At 71.7% G+C, this 14,689-nt stretch carries 11 protein-coding genes and 1 pseudogene; 3 read left to right on the top strand and 9 right to left on the bottom strand.

What is annotated here, in order from left to right; genetic code table 11:
• Positions 1 to 179: 179 nt before the first annotated feature.
• Positions 180 to 1,145, top strand: a complete 966-nt coding sequence (locus OHA91_RS36220; protein ID WP_031148014.1) for an endonuclease/exonuclease/phosphatase family protein — start codon at positions 180 to 182, stop codon at positions 1,143 to 1,145.
• Here the strand turns inward: OHA91_RS36220 and OHA91_RS36215 are convergent.
• The 8 genes and pseudogenes from OHA91_RS36215 to OHA91_RS36180 form a co-directional block, all read right to left on the bottom strand.
• Positions 1,140 to 2,111, bottom strand: a complete 972-nt coding sequence (locus OHA91_RS36215) for an NAD(P)-dependent alcohol dehydrogenase (protein ID WP_328740790.1) — start codon at positions 2,109 to 2,111, stop codon at positions 1,140 to 1,142. The genes OHA91_RS36220 and OHA91_RS36215 overlap by 6 nt on opposite strands.
• Complete coding sequence (locus OHA91_RS36210; protein ID WP_266505091.1) at positions 2,108 to 2,350, bottom strand: helix-turn-helix transcriptional regulator; 243 nt, start codon at positions 2,348 to 2,350, stop codon at positions 2,108 to 2,110. Before OHA91_RS36210 ends, OHA91_RS36215 begins: the two co-directional genes overlap by 4 nt.
• Positions 2,347 to 2,775: a hypothetical protein gene (locus OHA91_RS36205; protein ID WP_031148008.1), complete on the bottom strand. Its 429-nt coding sequence runs from the start codon at positions 2,773 to 2,775 to the stop codon at positions 2,347 to 2,349. The genes OHA91_RS36210 and OHA91_RS36205 overlap by 4 nt, the downstream gene beginning before the upstream one ends.
• Before the next feature lie 71 nt (positions 2,776 to 2,846).
• Positions 2,847 to 3,605 carry an SOS response-associated peptidase gene (locus OHA91_RS36200; protein ID WP_031148006.1) on the bottom strand — a complete coding sequence of 253 codons (759 nt, stop codon included), beginning with the start codon at positions 3,603 to 3,605 and terminating at the stop codon, positions 2,847 to 2,849.
• Positions 3,606 to 3,693: 88 nt separating this feature from the next.
• Positions 3,694 to 4,375: pseudogene (locus OHA91_RS36195) on the bottom strand (hypothetical protein); the annotation flags it as partial.
• 244 nt (positions 4,376 to 4,619) lie between these two features.
• On the bottom strand, positions 4,620 to 4,790 hold the full coding sequence (locus tag OHA91_RS36190) for a hypothetical protein (RefSeq protein WP_328740789.1): 171 nt from the start codon (positions 4,788 to 4,790) through the stop codon (positions 4,620 to 4,622).
• Between the two features lie 75 nt (positions 4,791 to 4,865).
• Positions 4,866 to 7,430: an OmpL47-type beta-barrel domain-containing protein gene (locus OHA91_RS36185; protein ID WP_328740788.1), complete on the bottom strand. Its 2,565-nt coding sequence runs from the start codon at positions 7,428 to 7,430 to the stop codon at positions 4,866 to 4,868.
• 1,073 nt (positions 7,431 to 8,503) lie between these two features.
• Entirely contained in the window at positions 8,504 to 10,774 is a 2,271-nt protein-coding gene (locus tag OHA91_RS36180) for an MMPL family transporter (protein ID WP_328740787.1), read from the bottom strand.
• Positions 10,775 to 10,949: 175 nt separating this feature from the next.
• Between OHA91_RS36180 and OHA91_RS36175 the strand changes: the two genes are divergently transcribed.
• Positions 10,950 to 12,122 (top strand): sensor histidine kinase, encoded by a 1,173-nt coding sequence (locus OHA91_RS36175; protein WP_031147996.1) that lies wholly within the window; start codon positions 10,950 to 10,952, stop codon positions 12,120 to 12,122.
• Positions 12,097 to 12,759, top strand: coding sequence for a response regulator (locus OHA91_RS36170; protein ID WP_031147993.1), 663 nt, complete (start codon positions 12,097 to 12,099; stop codon positions 12,757 to 12,759). Before OHA91_RS36175 ends, OHA91_RS36170 begins: the two co-directional genes overlap by 26 nt.
• Before the next feature lie 633 nt (positions 12,760 to 13,392).
• Here the strand turns inward: OHA91_RS36170 and OHA91_RS36165 are convergent.
• The gene (locus tag OHA91_RS36165; protein WP_328740786.1) at positions 13,393 to 13,950 is read right to left on the bottom strand and encodes a hypothetical protein; all 558 of its coding nucleotides are present in this window, start codon (positions 13,948 to 13,950) and stop codon (positions 13,393 to 13,395) included.
• Positions 13,951 to 14,689: the final 739 nt, after the last annotated feature.

Below are 14,689 nucleotides of genomic sequence, written 5' to 3'. Positions count from 1 at the left end.
GGAACCCCGGCGGCGGATCATGCGTCGTAGCGTGCGACATCGTGCGGCTGCTCACGTCTGCGGGACGGGACGGGGACAGGACGCGGACGGGTACAGGACGCGGGCGGAGGGGCGGGGCTTTGGCCGAGCAGACGGGCAGAGGTGCGGCCGGCGCCGCGGACCGCGGTCTGGCCGGCGGCATGCGCCGCGTCGCCCGGTGGCGGTCGGCCGGGGGCGCGCGCGGACGCGTTCTGGCCGCGCTCGCCCTGCTGACCGCCGCCGTGCTGACCTTCCACTCCGCCGTGCCGAATGCGGTCGGCCGCCTCGGCAGCCTGGTGGAGGCCTTCCTGCCCTGGCTCGGCCTGGTGGTTGCGCTGCTGCTCGTGGCGGCGCTGGTACGCCGGTCGGCCGTGGCCCTGGTGGCCCTGCTGCTGCCCGCCCTCGCGTGGCTGGGCCAGTTCGGCGGGCTGCTCCTCCCATCGGAACGCGGCGCACCCCACCTCACGGTGGTCCAGCACAACGTCAGCGACGAGAACCCGGACCCGGCGGGCACCGCCGCCGCCCTGGCCGCAGCCGCGCCGGAACTCGTCGCTCTGGAGGAAGTGACCCCCTCCGCACTGCCGGCCTACGCGGCGGCCCTGGAGTCGCGGTATCCGCACCACGCGGTCGAGGGCACGGTCGGCCTCTGGTCGAAGTACCCGCTGACGGGCGTACGGCGCCTGGACATCAAACCCGCGGGAATCGGGGAGGGCTGGAGCCGCGGGCTGCGGGCCGGGGTGAGCACCCCGGAGGGGGAGGTCGCCGTGTACGTCGCCCACCTGCCCTCGGTCCGCATCCGGCCGTCCGGCTTCGCCTCGCAGCTGCGGGACGAGAGCGCGCGGCTGCTGGGCGCGGCCGTCGCCGCCGAGCCGGTGGACCGGGTGGTCCTGCTGGGGGACCTGAACGGGACCGTGGACGACCGCGGGCTCGCTCCGTTGACCTCGCGGATGGCGGCGCCCCGGCGGGGCTTCGCCCTCAGCTGGCCCGCGTCCTTCCCGGTGTCGCGGATCGACCAGGTCCTGGCGCGCTCGGCGACCCTCGCCGAGATCCGGACGCTGCCCGCCACCGGCAGTGACCACCTGCCGGTCGTCGCCCGCATCACCTGGGAGCCCGCGGCCGGCTCATAGCCGGATCGCGATCTTGCCGCGTACCTGGCCTCCTCTCAGGTGGCGGATGGCGTCGGGGACCTCGGCCAGCGGGTAGGTGCGGTCGACGACCGGGGTGACGGCTCCGGTCTCGATGAGTTCCGTGAGGGCCTCCAAGTCGCCGTGGTGCTGCTCCATGACGGCGAGCGGGAGCAGCCGCTGGCCGGTGAAGGGCGACAGCAGGAGGGCGCCCAGCTGGCGTTCGTTGCCGCCGATCCACCGGCCGCCGCCCTCCCCGCCGACGATGACGAGGGTTCCGCGGGCGGTGAGGGCGCGGCGGAGCCGGGACAGCGGCCGGTTGCCCGCGATGTCGAGGATGAGGTCGTAGCGGCGGCTGCCGTCGACGGGGTCCTCCCGCGTGTAGTCGACGACCTCGTCGGCGCCGATGGAGCGGACCAGGTCCGTCTTGGCGGTGCTGCAGACCCCGGTGACGTGGGCACCGAAGGCCTTGGCCAGTTGTACGGCGTACGTGCCCACTCCGCCGGAGGCGCCCAGTACGAGGACGCTCTGGCCCGCCTGGACCCGGCCGGACTCGCGCAGTGCCTTGAGGGCGGTGACCGCGGACACGGGCACGGTGGCGGCCTCTTCGAAGCCGAGGCGCGCCGGCTTCGGGGCGAGGGAGTCCTCCTTGGCGCACGCGTACTCGGCGAACGACCCCTTGCAGCTGCCGTACACCTCGTCGCCGGGCCGGACCCGGGTGACGTCGGGCCCGACGGCCTCCACCCGCCCCGCGAGGTCCATGCCGGGTATCCGCACACGGGGCGCCCGCAGGCCGAACACGGGGCGCAGGGCGTACGGCAGGCCCGCCATGAGGTGCCAGACACCCTGGTCGACGGCAGCGGCATGGACCCGTACGAGCACCTCGCCGCGGCCCGGAACGGGCCGGTCCACCTCGTCGACCCGCAGCACCTCCGGGGGGCCGTAGCCGTCCTGGACGATCGCCTTCATGAGTCTTCTCCCTCTGTGGTGGTGACTGTGGCGGAGTACTGGAACACGGAGTCGAGCGGTACGGCGAACACGCGGGCGATCTCGAAGGCCTTCTCCAGGGAGGGCGAGTAGCGGCCCTGTTCGATGGCGATGACGGTCTGCCGGGTGACGCCGATCCGGCGGGCGAGCTCGGCCTGGGTCATCTCGCCGTTGGCGAAGCGCAGGGCCCGGATCCTGTTGGTGACCCTCGTGGGCCTCACCACGGCTGGAAGCCCGTCCGGTAGGCGAAGATCTTCGCCGTGGATCCGAGCAGCGCCGACAGGACGAACGCCAGGTAGATGGCGTTGGCGATCCAGAACCGGTCCGCCTCGGCCATCGCGAGGACGAGCCCGGCCACGCCGCCGACGACGACGAACGACTGGCCGATGTGGTCGCCGAAGTGGTGGATCTCGCGGTCGCGCTGGTCCTTGATCCTGCCTTCCTCGGGCGACAGGAGCGCCACGGTGATGTGCAGCAGGATGGAGGCGGCGATGGCCGAGCCGACCGTCCACAGCAGGGCGGCGGCGTACGGCTCCTCGGCGATCGGGCCGTCCCCGGATCTCCCGAGGACGAGTGCCAGGTACACCGCGTACGACACGACCGTGACCACGATCATGATCCATGCGCGTTTTTCCTCGACTGCCACGACCGCTCCCCATGTAAAGAAAACCTGACACGTGAAGTGTCAAGCAGGGAGGACATCGTGTCAATGTTTCTTTACTTCGCCGCCGCCGGCGGCGCGGGGTCCGCGGGCTCGTCGAGGAGCTCGGGCCCGTTGTTGCGCACGTTGTTGACCGCGGTCGACACGGCGCGGACGTCAAGCCGGCCGCCCCCGGGCGCGGCGAGCAGGGCGCGCAGTTCGTCCGCGTCCTGGTGGGAAGGGTCGAGCCAGGCCTCGTAGTCGGCAGGGGCGAGCGCGAGCGGCATGCGGGGGTGGACGCGGCCCGCCGCGTCGGTCGCTTCGGTGGTGATGATCGTGCAGGTGGCCCACCACGCCGCCGGATCGTCGTCGTCAGTGATGCCGGGGTCGCGCCAGAACTCGTAGAGCCCGGCCATCGCCATCACGTCGCCGCCCTCGGGACGGATGAAGTACGGCTGCTTGTGCGCCTTGACTCCGGCGGAGGCGGGGACGGCCTGCCACTCGTAGAACCCGTCCGCCGGCAGCAGGCAGCGGCGCTTGGCGAAGGCACGCCGGTACGCGGGCTTCTCGTGCACCGTCTCCACCCGCGCGTTGATCATCTTCGCGCCGCCGGACGGGCTCTTCGACCACGACGGCACCAGACCCCACCGCAGGGGCCGCAGTCTGCGCTCCAGCAGCCCGCTCTCCCGGTCGGCGCGCTCCAGCACCGCCCAGACCGCGTCGGTGGGGGCGACGTTCCAGCTGGGTTCCAGCACGTGCCCCGGATCCGGGGGCGCCGCCTGGAAGAGGCCGGAGAGGTCCTCGGGACCACGGGTGGAGACGTAACGGCCACACATGCCGTCCACCCTGCCACCTGCCGGCGCCTTCGGCCGGTTGCGCCGCGAAGCGGGGCCGGGCGTGTGGCGGAACGGGCGTTACGCGGATGGCGTCCTCGGCCCGCCGCACGGCGTCACTGTGCGCCTCGAGGTCCGCGAGGCCTCGTTGAGGTCGACGAATGCGCTGCGGCTCTCGTCGAGCAGGCGGGCGCTGTCGATGGCGATGGCGGCGTGGTGTGCCGGATCGCCGGTAGTCGCGGTGGAGTAGGGGCGGGCCGTCTCCGTGACCAGACCGCCGAGGCCCCTCCCCCATGCCGAGTCCGACCTGCTGGAACGCGGCGGAGACGGAGCCGTCGGTCACCCGCATGTAGGTGTCGCCGGCCTCGTCGTCGATGAGGGACAGGTACGTCACGTCCGTGCCGAGGAGCAGTTTGGCGCGGCGGACGATGGCCTTCAGTACGGCGTCCAGGTCCCTGAGCCGGGGCCAGGTCTCCGGCGGTGTCGAAGAGCGCGGCGAGTTCGGCTTCGCGGCGGCGGTGCTGGCCGAGCGTGCGGCGGATGCGGAGCGCGACCCGGGTGGCCCCCGCGACCACGGCCGCGTCGGGTCCGTCGAGGTGGGGGCCGCGGGCGGATACGGCCGGCGGCGCGAACTGCTCGGCCGCGGCGCCCTGGTCGAGCAGGTCCAGCAGATGGCGCAGGTGCCGCAGCGCGGTCCAGGGCTGCCCGGCGCCGGTACCGGTACCGGTGTCGGCGCCCGTGCCGGGGCTCGCCGTGTTTCCGGTGGTGGGCATCGGGCGCTCTCCGTCGTGGTGGTGGACCGGTCCTGGCCGGGGCACCGGTGACGGAGGTGCCCGACCGGAACCCCTTCCACTTCAGCGGGATCCAGCGAGGAACCCCGGCCTTCAGGCCCAGGAGGACCGAGCCCGTTGCGGCCGTCCGCATGGCCGATTTCCGCGACTGAGAACCCCGGATGGCGGGTCCGCATCAAGGACCAGGGCAGCGCTCCACACCCCCACCTGCACGAGGGGACGGAGTTCATCTGCGAGAACCCTTCTCGTGCAGCTCCTCGCCGTCCAGGCGCAGGACGATCCCACCCCGGGCCCGCAGCTCGGCCTCGGCCGCGGCCACCCAGGGTTCGGCGGTTCCGTCGAAGCGTGCCGATCTCTGGTCACAGGTGTGGGGGCCGTCGTCAACGGTGGCGCGCATGCTGCCCTGACGCGCGCCGGCCCGGCCCCGAGGAACAGGGGCCGGGCCGGTGCGCTCCGAGGGGAGCCGTGGATCTCAGCGCAGGGTGAACGGTGCCACGTGGGTCGTGGTGTCCGCTCCGCTGATGGTGAATTCGAGGTTGTAGTCGCCGTTGGGCAGGTTCTGGGTGCTGACGGGGAGGCTGTATGAGGAGAGGAGGTAGTTGAAGCGGCCTGTGACGGGCCTGGTGACGGGGCCGGTGATGCGGCTGGCGGTGAGCGTGATGTTCGGGTTGGAGAGGTTGTTGCCGTTCGCGTCGCAGATCCGCAGGCTGATCACGACCTGGCCGAGCAGGCGGACCGGGCGGCTCGGGTCGTAGAGCAGGCAGATCCGGTACGCCACGTTGTAGGTGACGCTCCTGGTGGACGGGTTCGTGGCGTTGTCCGTGGCGTTGACCGTGAACGTGCGCTGGCCGAGCGTGGAGGTGTTGATCGGGCTGCCGTTGGGGACCGTGCCCACGCAGCTCGCCACCCCGGAGATGGCGTCCGTGCACGAGTAGGACGCGGTGACCGGCTGGCGGTACAGGTACGTGCCGGCCACCGGACGGACGATGGTGATCGTCGGCCCTGCGGTGTCGAGTCGCACGGTGATCGTCTGCGGTGCGGAGGTGTTGCCCGCGTTGTCGGTGGCGGTGTACGTCACGATGGTCAGGCCGTTCACCGTGATCGGGACTGCGGCACTGGTTCCGGAGACGATGGTGGATGCGATCGGCTGGGCTCCGCTCGCACTGTAGGTGATCTTCTGGACCCCTGAGGCGCAGGCTCCTTCAGAGGCGCTGATGTTGACGGTCGCCGGGCTGGTCGTGTTCCAGCCGGCGCCGTTCGGCGCGGGCGAGACGCTCGCGGAGACGGACGGTGCGGTCGTGTCCGGGTCGTAGGTGAACTGGTCGGCGGCGGTGACCGGGCTGGTGCCGTTGGCGTTGGTCACGGTGACGTCCACCGTGCCCCGTGCCTGCGGGGGTACCTGCGCGGTCAGTTCCTCCGGCCCGATGACGTTCACGTTCGTCGCGGCCACGGAGCCGAAGCTGACGGTGGTGCCGCTCGTGGGGAATTCCGTACCGCGCACGGTCACGGTGTTCACGCACTGGGCCAGTTCGGGTGCGTGGTTCGGGGTGACGCTCGTGACAGTCGGCGGGGACAGCGTGACGCGGTCCATTGCGGTGCCCCAGTCACCGCCGAGGATTCCGGTGTTGGCGATGGCGCCGATCTGCTGGACGGTCCAGACGTCCTTGGGATTGCTGGGGTCGCGCGCGGTGCCGGAGTAGTCGCCCCAGCGCACGTCGGCGCCGCAGTTGCACGAGAAGGCCTGGGTGCCCGCGGCGTAGAAGTCGCCGAAGGTGGTGGCCGGGAAGTTGCCACCCGGCACTGCGATCGCGACGGCAGTGGCGAACATCGTGGCCGAAGACGCGGTGAAGCCCGAGAACAGGTCGTCCTCGTCGTTCAGGGTCAACGAGCCGTAGTAGATGTCTCCGCCCACGAGACCGAGATTGAGGTTGGTCGCCAGGCTCTGGCCACCACCGGTCGCAATCTGGACGTAGCGCTGACAGTTGTGGACCGCTGTGTCGCCGAGAGGGGTGCAGCTGACGTTGAAGACGCCCCACAGGCGGTTGTTCTGCCACGCAACCGAGAGCATCCGGTCGTCGTTCGTCGCGATGGTGGCGTCGCCCCCGGGCGGCTGAGCCGCGCATCCCCTCACGCCGCCACACGTCGGTGGTGCGGGCGCGCTTCCGATGGCGATGGTGTTCTCGGTCTGGCTGACCGCGCTGACGCCGGGCACGCCGGTGAACGTGTGCACCACCACGTTGGCGGGGTCACGCGGGTCGTGCTCCATCGCAAGCTGGTCGTTGATCCCCGACAGCGAGGTGGCCGGGACGACCTGGAACTTGGTGTTGTCCTGGGCGAACGTCGTGAGGTCGACCGTGCCTGCGGCCAGCAGGTCGGCCTTGCTGACGACCACGGTCACCACGCCCAGGAACTCCCGGGGGGTCGTTGTCAGGTCGTAGTTGTTCCAGCTGAGCGTGACCTTGTCGTTGGAGTAGCCGAGTTTCGGCTGGTCCTGCAGGACGTTGGTGGTGTTGCTGCCGGCGATGTAGACGGTCCAGTTCCCGCGGGGGTCGGAGGTGTCGCTGACCGCGACGTCGACTTCGTCGCCGCCGGTGAGGAGTCCCTCGTACGCGGCGAAGAAGCGACCGGAGCCCACGTCGTAGTGCACCCGCGGATCACCGCCGGTGTCCGCGGCGAAGCCGAAGAAGGCACCCAGGTCGAAGGGGGCGCCGACTGCGGTGCCGGCCTTGTCGTAGACCTGGCCGGAGCGGTTCACGAACTGGACGATGTGGGTGGGGCCGACCGCGAGCTGGGTGTCGGACGGACCGGTGGCGTCAACGTTCCCGAGCGTGGGAAACGTTTTCAGCCGCTGGATGACGGCCGTGGACGGCGCTGCCTTCGGGGATGCGCCGGTCTTCGAGGTCAGGGCCGCGGTGGTGACCGGCAGAGTCGGCTGCCTCGTCGGTCCCACCGGCGCCGGCCCCTTCGGAGGGGCGAGGTAGGGCTGCACCTGCGGTTCGGGGACGCGCTTCGGCCGGGGCAGAGTGCGCACGTCCACGCGCCGCTTCACCTTGACCCGCGACAGCTTCCCCTCACCGTCCGCTCGCGACGGGCTGCTGGCCGTGGGGGGAACGCCGGGACGCGGCTCGGCCGCCGCCCCGTCGGCGGGTGCGGTCACCGTGAGCGTCACGGCGAGTGTGAGGAGTAGGGCGCGCGGCCAGCCGCGTACGGTGCGCATCACGCGTCGGTTCACTCGAAGAAGCCGTCTCGACGACACGGGCTCCCCCCTTCAGCCCTGGTCGCAAGTGCGGTGCCGCCGGCGGATCGGCAGCGGTCGGTCATTGTCCTGCAGTAGCCGATGATCACGGGTATGTGTCTAGCGCAAGGACCCACGGCGCCGGTTCCGCTTGTCGTGTGGCGTGCCAACGCGTCCCCCTCACGGACCATGCCGGGCTGGGCAACCACGCCGCCAACCACGGCCAGGAGCCCGTACGCCTACCGCAGCACGCACACCAACAACCGGTCACGGTCCGGGGCCCGCTGTCCGGGTCAGGCCAGTCCTAACGCCCTGTCCATCGAAGAGTTGCGGCGCACGAGCGGACTTTGACCGGTTCCAGCACCCGCAGCCCGGGAAACACACCCGAAGCGCGGGGCGTCAGGTCGGGCCCGAGAGCCCTGCGGACGCACCTGACAGCGCTGACCACCACCGCGGCGAGGAGCAGCGTCCACGCGGCCGGGCCGCGCACCCCGGTCCCCGAGCCGGCGTAGCGGGCGCCGTAGTCCGGAGGGCGGCTGGTGCGCCCGGCCCGCGGCGCTCAACGCGAGACCGAGCGCGGTACCGGCGTAGAACTGCCGCAGGCTCACCACTCCTTCCCCCTTACATCCGGACGGCGCATTCCACCGAGGCCGTATCCGTGCCGACAACGGCCCGCGCCCTTCGCTCACTCGGCGGCAGTGGAGACTGCCCCGACCTGTAACGTGGCGATCTTCGGGCGGCGTGGGCCCCCGGAGTCCCAAAGGTGAATCCCATGACGATCGACGAGCTGCCCATCGCGTGGAGCCTGTCCCCCGAGGAGGTCCAGTCGGGGTGGCGTGCGCTGTGGTGGACGCCAAGGGCGGGCAGGAGTCGAGTCAGCGGTCGACCAGCCGTGGACGCGGGGCCCCGCCCGTGGATTCCGCGTCGGTGTCGTCGGTGCCGACCGGGCCGCGGGGAAGAATCCGGTCCAGCCACTTCGGCAGCCACCAGTTGGTCCGGCCGAGGAGTGTCATGGTCGCCGGTACCAGCACCATGCGTACGACCGTGGCGTCGATGAAGATCGCGGTGGCCAGGCCGAGCCCGAACATTTTGGCGGAGGGATCGTCGGCGACGGCGAAGGACAGGAAGACCGCCACCATGATGAGGGCGGCCGAGGTGATGATCCGGGCGGTGCGCGAGATGCCCTCGACGATCGCCGTGCCGTTGTCTCCGGTGCGCAGGTACTCCTCGCGTACGCGGGAGAGGAGGAACACCTCGTAGTCCATCGACAGGCCGAACAGGATGGCGAAGAGGAACATCGGGATGAACGACACGATCGGAACCGTCGCATCCAGCCCGATGAGTGCGCCTCCCCAGCCCCACTGGAAGACCGCGACCATGATGCCGTAGGCCGCGCCGATGCTCAGCAGGTTCAGCAGCACCGCCTTGAGCGGTACGAGTATCGAGCGGAAGACCAGCATCAGCAGCAGGAACGACATCGCCAGCACGGCGGCGACGAACGCCGGCAGGCGTTGGCTGGTGCGTTGGCCCACATCGGACAGGCTCGCGGCAGCGCCGCCGACGTGGGCCCTGGCCGGGCCGTCCCCGATCGCCGTGGGCAGCACGTCGGTGCGCAGCCGGGCGATGGTGTCGGCCGTGGCCTTGTCCTGAGGGCTGGTGGTCGGGAACACCACGAGGGTCGCGATGCCGGTGTCCCGATCGACGTGCGTCGGCGCGACGGATGCGATGCCCGGATCCGCCGCGACCGCGGCGACGAGACGGTCCAGCACGCCCGGATCACCGGCGGGGTCCGCGGCGATGACGAGGGGACCGTTGGTGCCCGGCCCGAAGCCCTCGGCGACGAGGTCGTACGCGCGGCGCTCGGTACGGCTGTGGGGCAGTGAGCCGTCGTCGGGCAGGCCGACGCGCAGGCCGAGCACGGGCAGCGTCGCGGTCAGCAGCAGCCCCGCCGCGCCGATCGCGTACGGCACCGGGTGCTGGCTGACGTGCCCGATCCAGCGACGCCACCCGGCGGCGTGGGCGGCGCCTGCCGCCGGGTCCCGCCGCCGTGCGAGTCGGCCCGGCTTCCCGGTCTGCAGAGCCCGGCCGACCCGGCCGGCCCGGGCCAGGCGTGGGCCGGCGGCGCCGAGGAAGGCCGGCAGCAGCGTCACCGACGCGAGCACCATGGTCAGAACGACGATCGAGACGGCGAGCCCGCCCACCGTCATGAACGGCACGTTCGCGACCGCCAGGCCGAGGATCGATACGACGACGGTGCCGCCGGCGAAGACCACGGGCCGCCCCGCCGTTGCCACCGCTCGCCCCGCAGCCTCGTGGGGATCGAGCCCGCACGCGAGGTACTCCCGGTGCCTGGCGAGCACGAACAGCGCGTAGTCGATGCCCACTCCGAGCCCGACCATGCTGCCCAGGACGGGGGCGAAGGTCGGGACGTCCGTCACCCCCGCCAGTACCGTCATCGTGGCGACTCCGATGGTCAGCCCGAAGACCGCCATGCCGATCGGCAGCGCGGCGGCGACGAGTGAACCGAACGCCAGGAACAGGATCGCGGCCGCGGCGAGGAGGCCGATCAGCTCGCTCGCGCCGCCGTCGGGGTCGGAGAAGGCGTAGAAGAGGTGCCCGCCCATCTCGATGCGCAGGGGCAGCTCGGCGCGCAGCCGGTCGCCGAGATCGACGAGGGCGTCGAGGTCTTCGGCCGACAGCCGGCTCTGGTCGGGGTACTGCACCCGGACGACCGCGATCCGCCCGTCGGCCGAAACGAGGCCGCCGCGCACGGCGGTGTCCCGGCCGGTGTCGAGCGCCCCCACCGGGTCGCTCGTGCCGAGCACGTGCGGCAACCGCTTCACCTCGGCCCGCAGCCGCGTGAGAGCGGTGCGCGCGCCGTCGTCGTCGAAGAACGTCGCACCGTCGTCGAGGGGTGTGACGACCATTTGGGCGGTCATCCCCTCCTGGCCGGTGCCGGCCCGCTCGATCAGTTCCGCGGCCCGTCCGGAGTCCAGTCCCGGAGCGGTCATCGAGTCCGCGGTACGCCCGCCGAAGGCTACGGCTGCGAGGACGGCGAGCGTGGCGGCGATCAGCCACGCCGCGATCACCCGCCAGGGATGGCGGGCGGCGCTTGCGCCCAGGCGCAACAGGGCTTTCGAGAGCATCGGGTCCTCCAACCACCTCGTCGGCCGTCCTTGTACGGCCGCCGATACCGAGGCTCGTCGCCGCGGCGCTCCGCGGCATCGGCCCGAAGGCCGCGGATCCGTCGGCCCCGGGGCGGAGTGACGACCCGTCCTTTCGGCCGATGCGCGGCACGCCGCGGTCCCTAGGCTGAGAACTGTGCTCCGAGACGACCTGCGAACCCTGTGGACCGAACCCCGGCCGCCCGACCCGCCCGCCCGGGTGCGGCGGGACTGGGCGCTGCTCGCCGCGGGCCTTGCCGGTGTGGCGCTGGAGGCCACCCTGCGCGAGAACGTCGTGTGGCGGCCGGTGGCGGTGGTGGTCGCCGTATGGCTGTGCCTGCTGCCCCTCTGGCGCCGGACCCGCCCGCTGGCGATGGTGACGCTGGCGTTCGGCTCGGTGATCCTGCTTCCGGTGGCCTCGCTCGTCGCCGCACCGCGCGAGCCCGTCGGCCTGTACACCGGCGCGGTCGTGCTCGTGCTGGTGTACGCGCTGCCCCGGTGGGGATCGGGACGCGAGATCGTGCTGGGCGGCGCGGTGATCCTCGCGGCCGGCGCGCTGTGCGTCGTCACGGACGGGACCCCGGTCGTCGAAAAGGTCGTGGGCTTCGTCTTCCTGCTGCTGCCCGGCGTGGTCGGGGCTGCCGTGCGGTTCCGGGTGACCGCTCGCGAGCGGCAGTTGGACCAGGTGCGCTCCCGCGAGCGCGAGCAGCTCGCCCGGGAACTGCACGACACGGTGGCCCACCACGTGTCGGCCATGGTGATCATCGCCCAGGCGGGCCGGGTGCTCGCGGGCACCGACCCGTCAGCCGCCGTCGAGGCGCTGGAGGAGGTCGAGGAGGAAGGGGCGCGCACGCTGGAGGAAATGCGCGCCATGGTCGCCGCGCTGCGCGACCGCGGGGTCGGCGCCGAGCTGGCGCCCCCTGCCGGAGTCGCGGATCTGGAGCGCCTGGTGCGCACCCCGGGGGGTCGCCTCAGGGTCGACCTGGGGCTCGAAGGCGAACTGGACGCGCTGCCCCCGGCCGTGGACGCGGCCGTCTACCGGATCGTGCAGGAGTCGGTGACCAACGCGCTGCGCCATGCGGTCGACGCGACCGAGGTCGTCGTCCGGGTCGCCGCGGAACGGCACACGGTGCGGGTGAGCGTGCGCGACAACGGCCGGCGCACCGGCCGGGGTCGCGACGGATACGGACTTACCGGATTGCGCGAGCGCGCGACGCTGCTCGGCGGCACACTACGAGCCGGCCCTGGTACCGACCGGGGCTGGCATGTCAACGCCGAACTGCCGAGAGCGAGGAGCGAGAGCGGTGTCCATTCGCGTCCTCGTCGCTGACGACCAGACGATCATCCGCAACGGGTTGCGGATCATGCTGAACGCCCAGCCCGGCATCGAGGTGGTCGGCGAGGCCGCCGACGGGCGGGAGGCGGTACGTCTGGCCCGCGAACTGCGCCCCGACGTCTGCCTGTTCGACATCCGCATGCCCGTACTCGACGGGCTCGAAGCCACCCGGCTGGTCGCCGGCCCGGGCGTCGCCGACCCGCTGGCCGTGGTCGTCATCACCACGTTCGACCTCGACGAGTACGTCTACGGCGCGCTGCGTGCCGGCGCCCGCGGATTCCTCCTCAAGGACACGGGACCAGACCTTCTGGCCCAAGCCGTACGGTCGGCGTCCGGCGGTGAGGCGCTCATTGCGCCCAGCGTCACCGTCCGTCTGCTCCAGACATTCGCGGACCTGCCCGCCGGCCGGCCCGTGGCCCAGCCGGTCTCCCCCGTCACCGCCCGCGAGGAGCAGGTGCTCCTGGCCGTCGCTCGCGGGCTGACCAACACCGAGATCGCCGATGCACTGCACATCAGCCTCAGCACGGTGAAGACGCATCTGGCCAGCCTGATGGCCAAACTCGGCGCCCGCAACCGGGTCGAGATCGCGATGTGGGCCTACGAAACGCGCCGTATCCTCCCCGGAACCTGAGCCGGGTGCCGGGCCATGTCCCATGAGTCCCCGCCCGGACATCAGTGCACCGGTCGGCTCGCGTCGGGTTGACATGCGGGGCCGCGGGCGGCGGCCCCGGCGCAGGGTGCGCCGGACATGACCGGCCGGACTGGCCACTGTGCTCCAGGGGCTTCAGGGGCTTCAGGGGCTTCAGGCAACCGCGCTCGGACGATGCCTGCAGGCGCGGGGTCGACGCCGATTCGGTGAGGATGCCGCGGCAGCACGGAGCATGCGCCTTGGGCTGGGCCTCCCGCAGACAGCTGGGCGGACGCGTACGCCGGTGCTGGCTTTCTCGTTGCAGTACTCATCCCTCGGCTCGCAAGCCCAGGTCAACCCGCGTCGACGGCAGGGGGTCGGGCCTTCGGCCTCGAAGGTCACCCCTCGCTTGTGAAGGGACGTAGCACCGGTCGGTGATAGCAATCACCCTGCACCGACCTACGTGCGGAGGGACCGTATGAACCCAAGGTGCTGCGCGGGGTGACGACTCAGGAAGTGCCTGCGTCGGGCCCGGAACGACGACGGAGGAGTCCGCGCAGATTCACCTGTCGAGGACCGTCGCGGCGGGTGCCCGTCCCGTGCCCTGGTCGGCCTGCCGTGGGCGGGGGGGTTCCGCTACTCGGCGGCCTTGGCGCAGGTCACCTTCGCGAACTTCGAGGTGACGGTGTACGTGTCGTTGGGGACGCCGGTGAACTCGAAGAACCCGTCCTGGATGGTTTGGGTGGTGTTCACAACGGCACCGGAGGAGTTCTTCAACGTGACCGTCTCCGCCACCGGGAATCCCCTGCCGGACACGCCGTAGGTCGTGCCCGGGCCCTTGGTCACGGTGCACTTGATCGCGGCCTCCTCGTCCGACACCCACTTCGGGCAGATCGCCGTGGCCCGACGTCCCGCGGCGCTGTAGGTGTCGTTCGGCAGCCCCATGACCTCGAAGAAGCCTCCTGTGATGGCTGTGGTCGTGCGCACCGTGGTGCCCTGTGAGTCCCTTACGGTGACGCGTTCGCCGGGCCTGAACCCTTCGCCCGACACGCCGAACGTGTTGTTGGGGCCTTCCGAGAGGAAGCAGATGGCGCCGGGTGCGGCCCGTTGCGCTGCATCGGCCGTGTTGACAGCGGTCCACCCGCTGAACGCCATAGCAGCTACGGCCGCGGTGGACAGGGTCCTTCTTCTCATGAGATGTCCTTCCCCCGGCTGACGGCAGTCACTTTGCTCAACGAGGGCCCCGACCGCGCACGTCTCCCGTGTCTCACGGAGGAGTGTCGGCGGTGAACATGTCAGCTCAGCGGCAGGCCTCAGAGACGACGGGTAATGCTCAGGGCCCGGTTCCTGCCGGTTGCAGTTGAGGGGACGGCGCCTTCGACCTCGGCGCGAGGGAGCGGAGATGCTGACGACACGTGAAGGTCTGTGGTCATCCACATCCCCAAGGGGCGCCTATCCGTTCCCCACTATTCCACTGGTCGGGACGGGCCGCATGTGGGCGTGGTCGGCAGCGCCGGGAGCGGCCAGAGCCCTGCCGCCGCCCCTCGACCGTCCGCCAATCGAGCGGCCCGGTCCCGTAGTCGGTGGTGGCGAGGGCCGCCTCGGAGCCGACGCCCACCGCTGCGTTCCCGGGGACGGCGGGCGAGGTACCGGGCAGCGCGCGAAATGGCGCTGCAACCGGGCGAGACCGCCGGGGTCCGGGAGGGCGGGGGCAGCACCCGCAGCCTGGCCGGTGAAGCGCTTCTGGGCGGCGCGGCGGACCGCGTCGGAGACGGCCGGCACCAGGCGGTAGGCCATCGCCGTCTGTGCCCGCCTCCCCAGTGATTCGGCGAACGGCTGGGGCAGCGGCGGGTATCCGGCCGGCATCAGCAAGGACTCCCTCAATCGGTCGGGGCGGGTCAGCGGGTACGGGCCGGCGGGGCCGGTCCGGCCG

The sequence above is a fragment of the Streptomyces erythrochromogenes genome (assembly GCF_036170895.1).
Taxonomy (GTDB): domain Bacteria; phylum Actinomycetota; class Actinomycetes; order Streptomycetales; family Streptomycetaceae; genus Streptomyces; species Streptomyces erythrochromogenes.
The sequence above is the reverse complement of the archived record's forward strand: the minus strand, read 5'-3'. Positions and strand labels throughout refer to the sequence as shown.

Excerpts from the sequence above, each read along its gene's own strand:
- OHA91_RS36220 (WP_031148014.1), top strand. The coding sequence starts at position 180 with ATGCGCCGCGTCGCCCGGTGGCGGTCGGCCGGGGGCGCGCGCGGACGC.
- OHA91_RS36165 (WP_328740786.1), bottom strand. The coding sequence starts at position 13,950 with ATGAGAAGAAGGACCCTGTCCACCGCGGCCGTAGCTGCTATGGCGTTC.
- OHA91_RS36200 (WP_031148006.1), bottom strand. The coding sequence starts at position 3,605 with ATGTGTGGCCGTTACGTCTCCACCCGTGGTCCCGAGGACCTCTCCGGC.
- OHA91_RS36180 (WP_328740787.1), bottom strand. The coding sequence starts at position 10,774 with ATGCTCTCGAAAGCCCTGTTGCGCCTGGGCGCAAGCGCCGCCCGCCAT.
- OHA91_RS36190 (WP_328740789.1), bottom strand. The coding sequence starts at position 4,790 with ATGCGCGCCACCGTTGACGACGGCCCCCACACCTGTGACCAGAGATCG.
- OHA91_RS36215 (WP_328740790.1), bottom strand. The coding sequence starts at position 2,111 with ATGAAGGCGATCGTCCAGGACGGCTACGGCCCCCCGGAGGTGCTGCGG.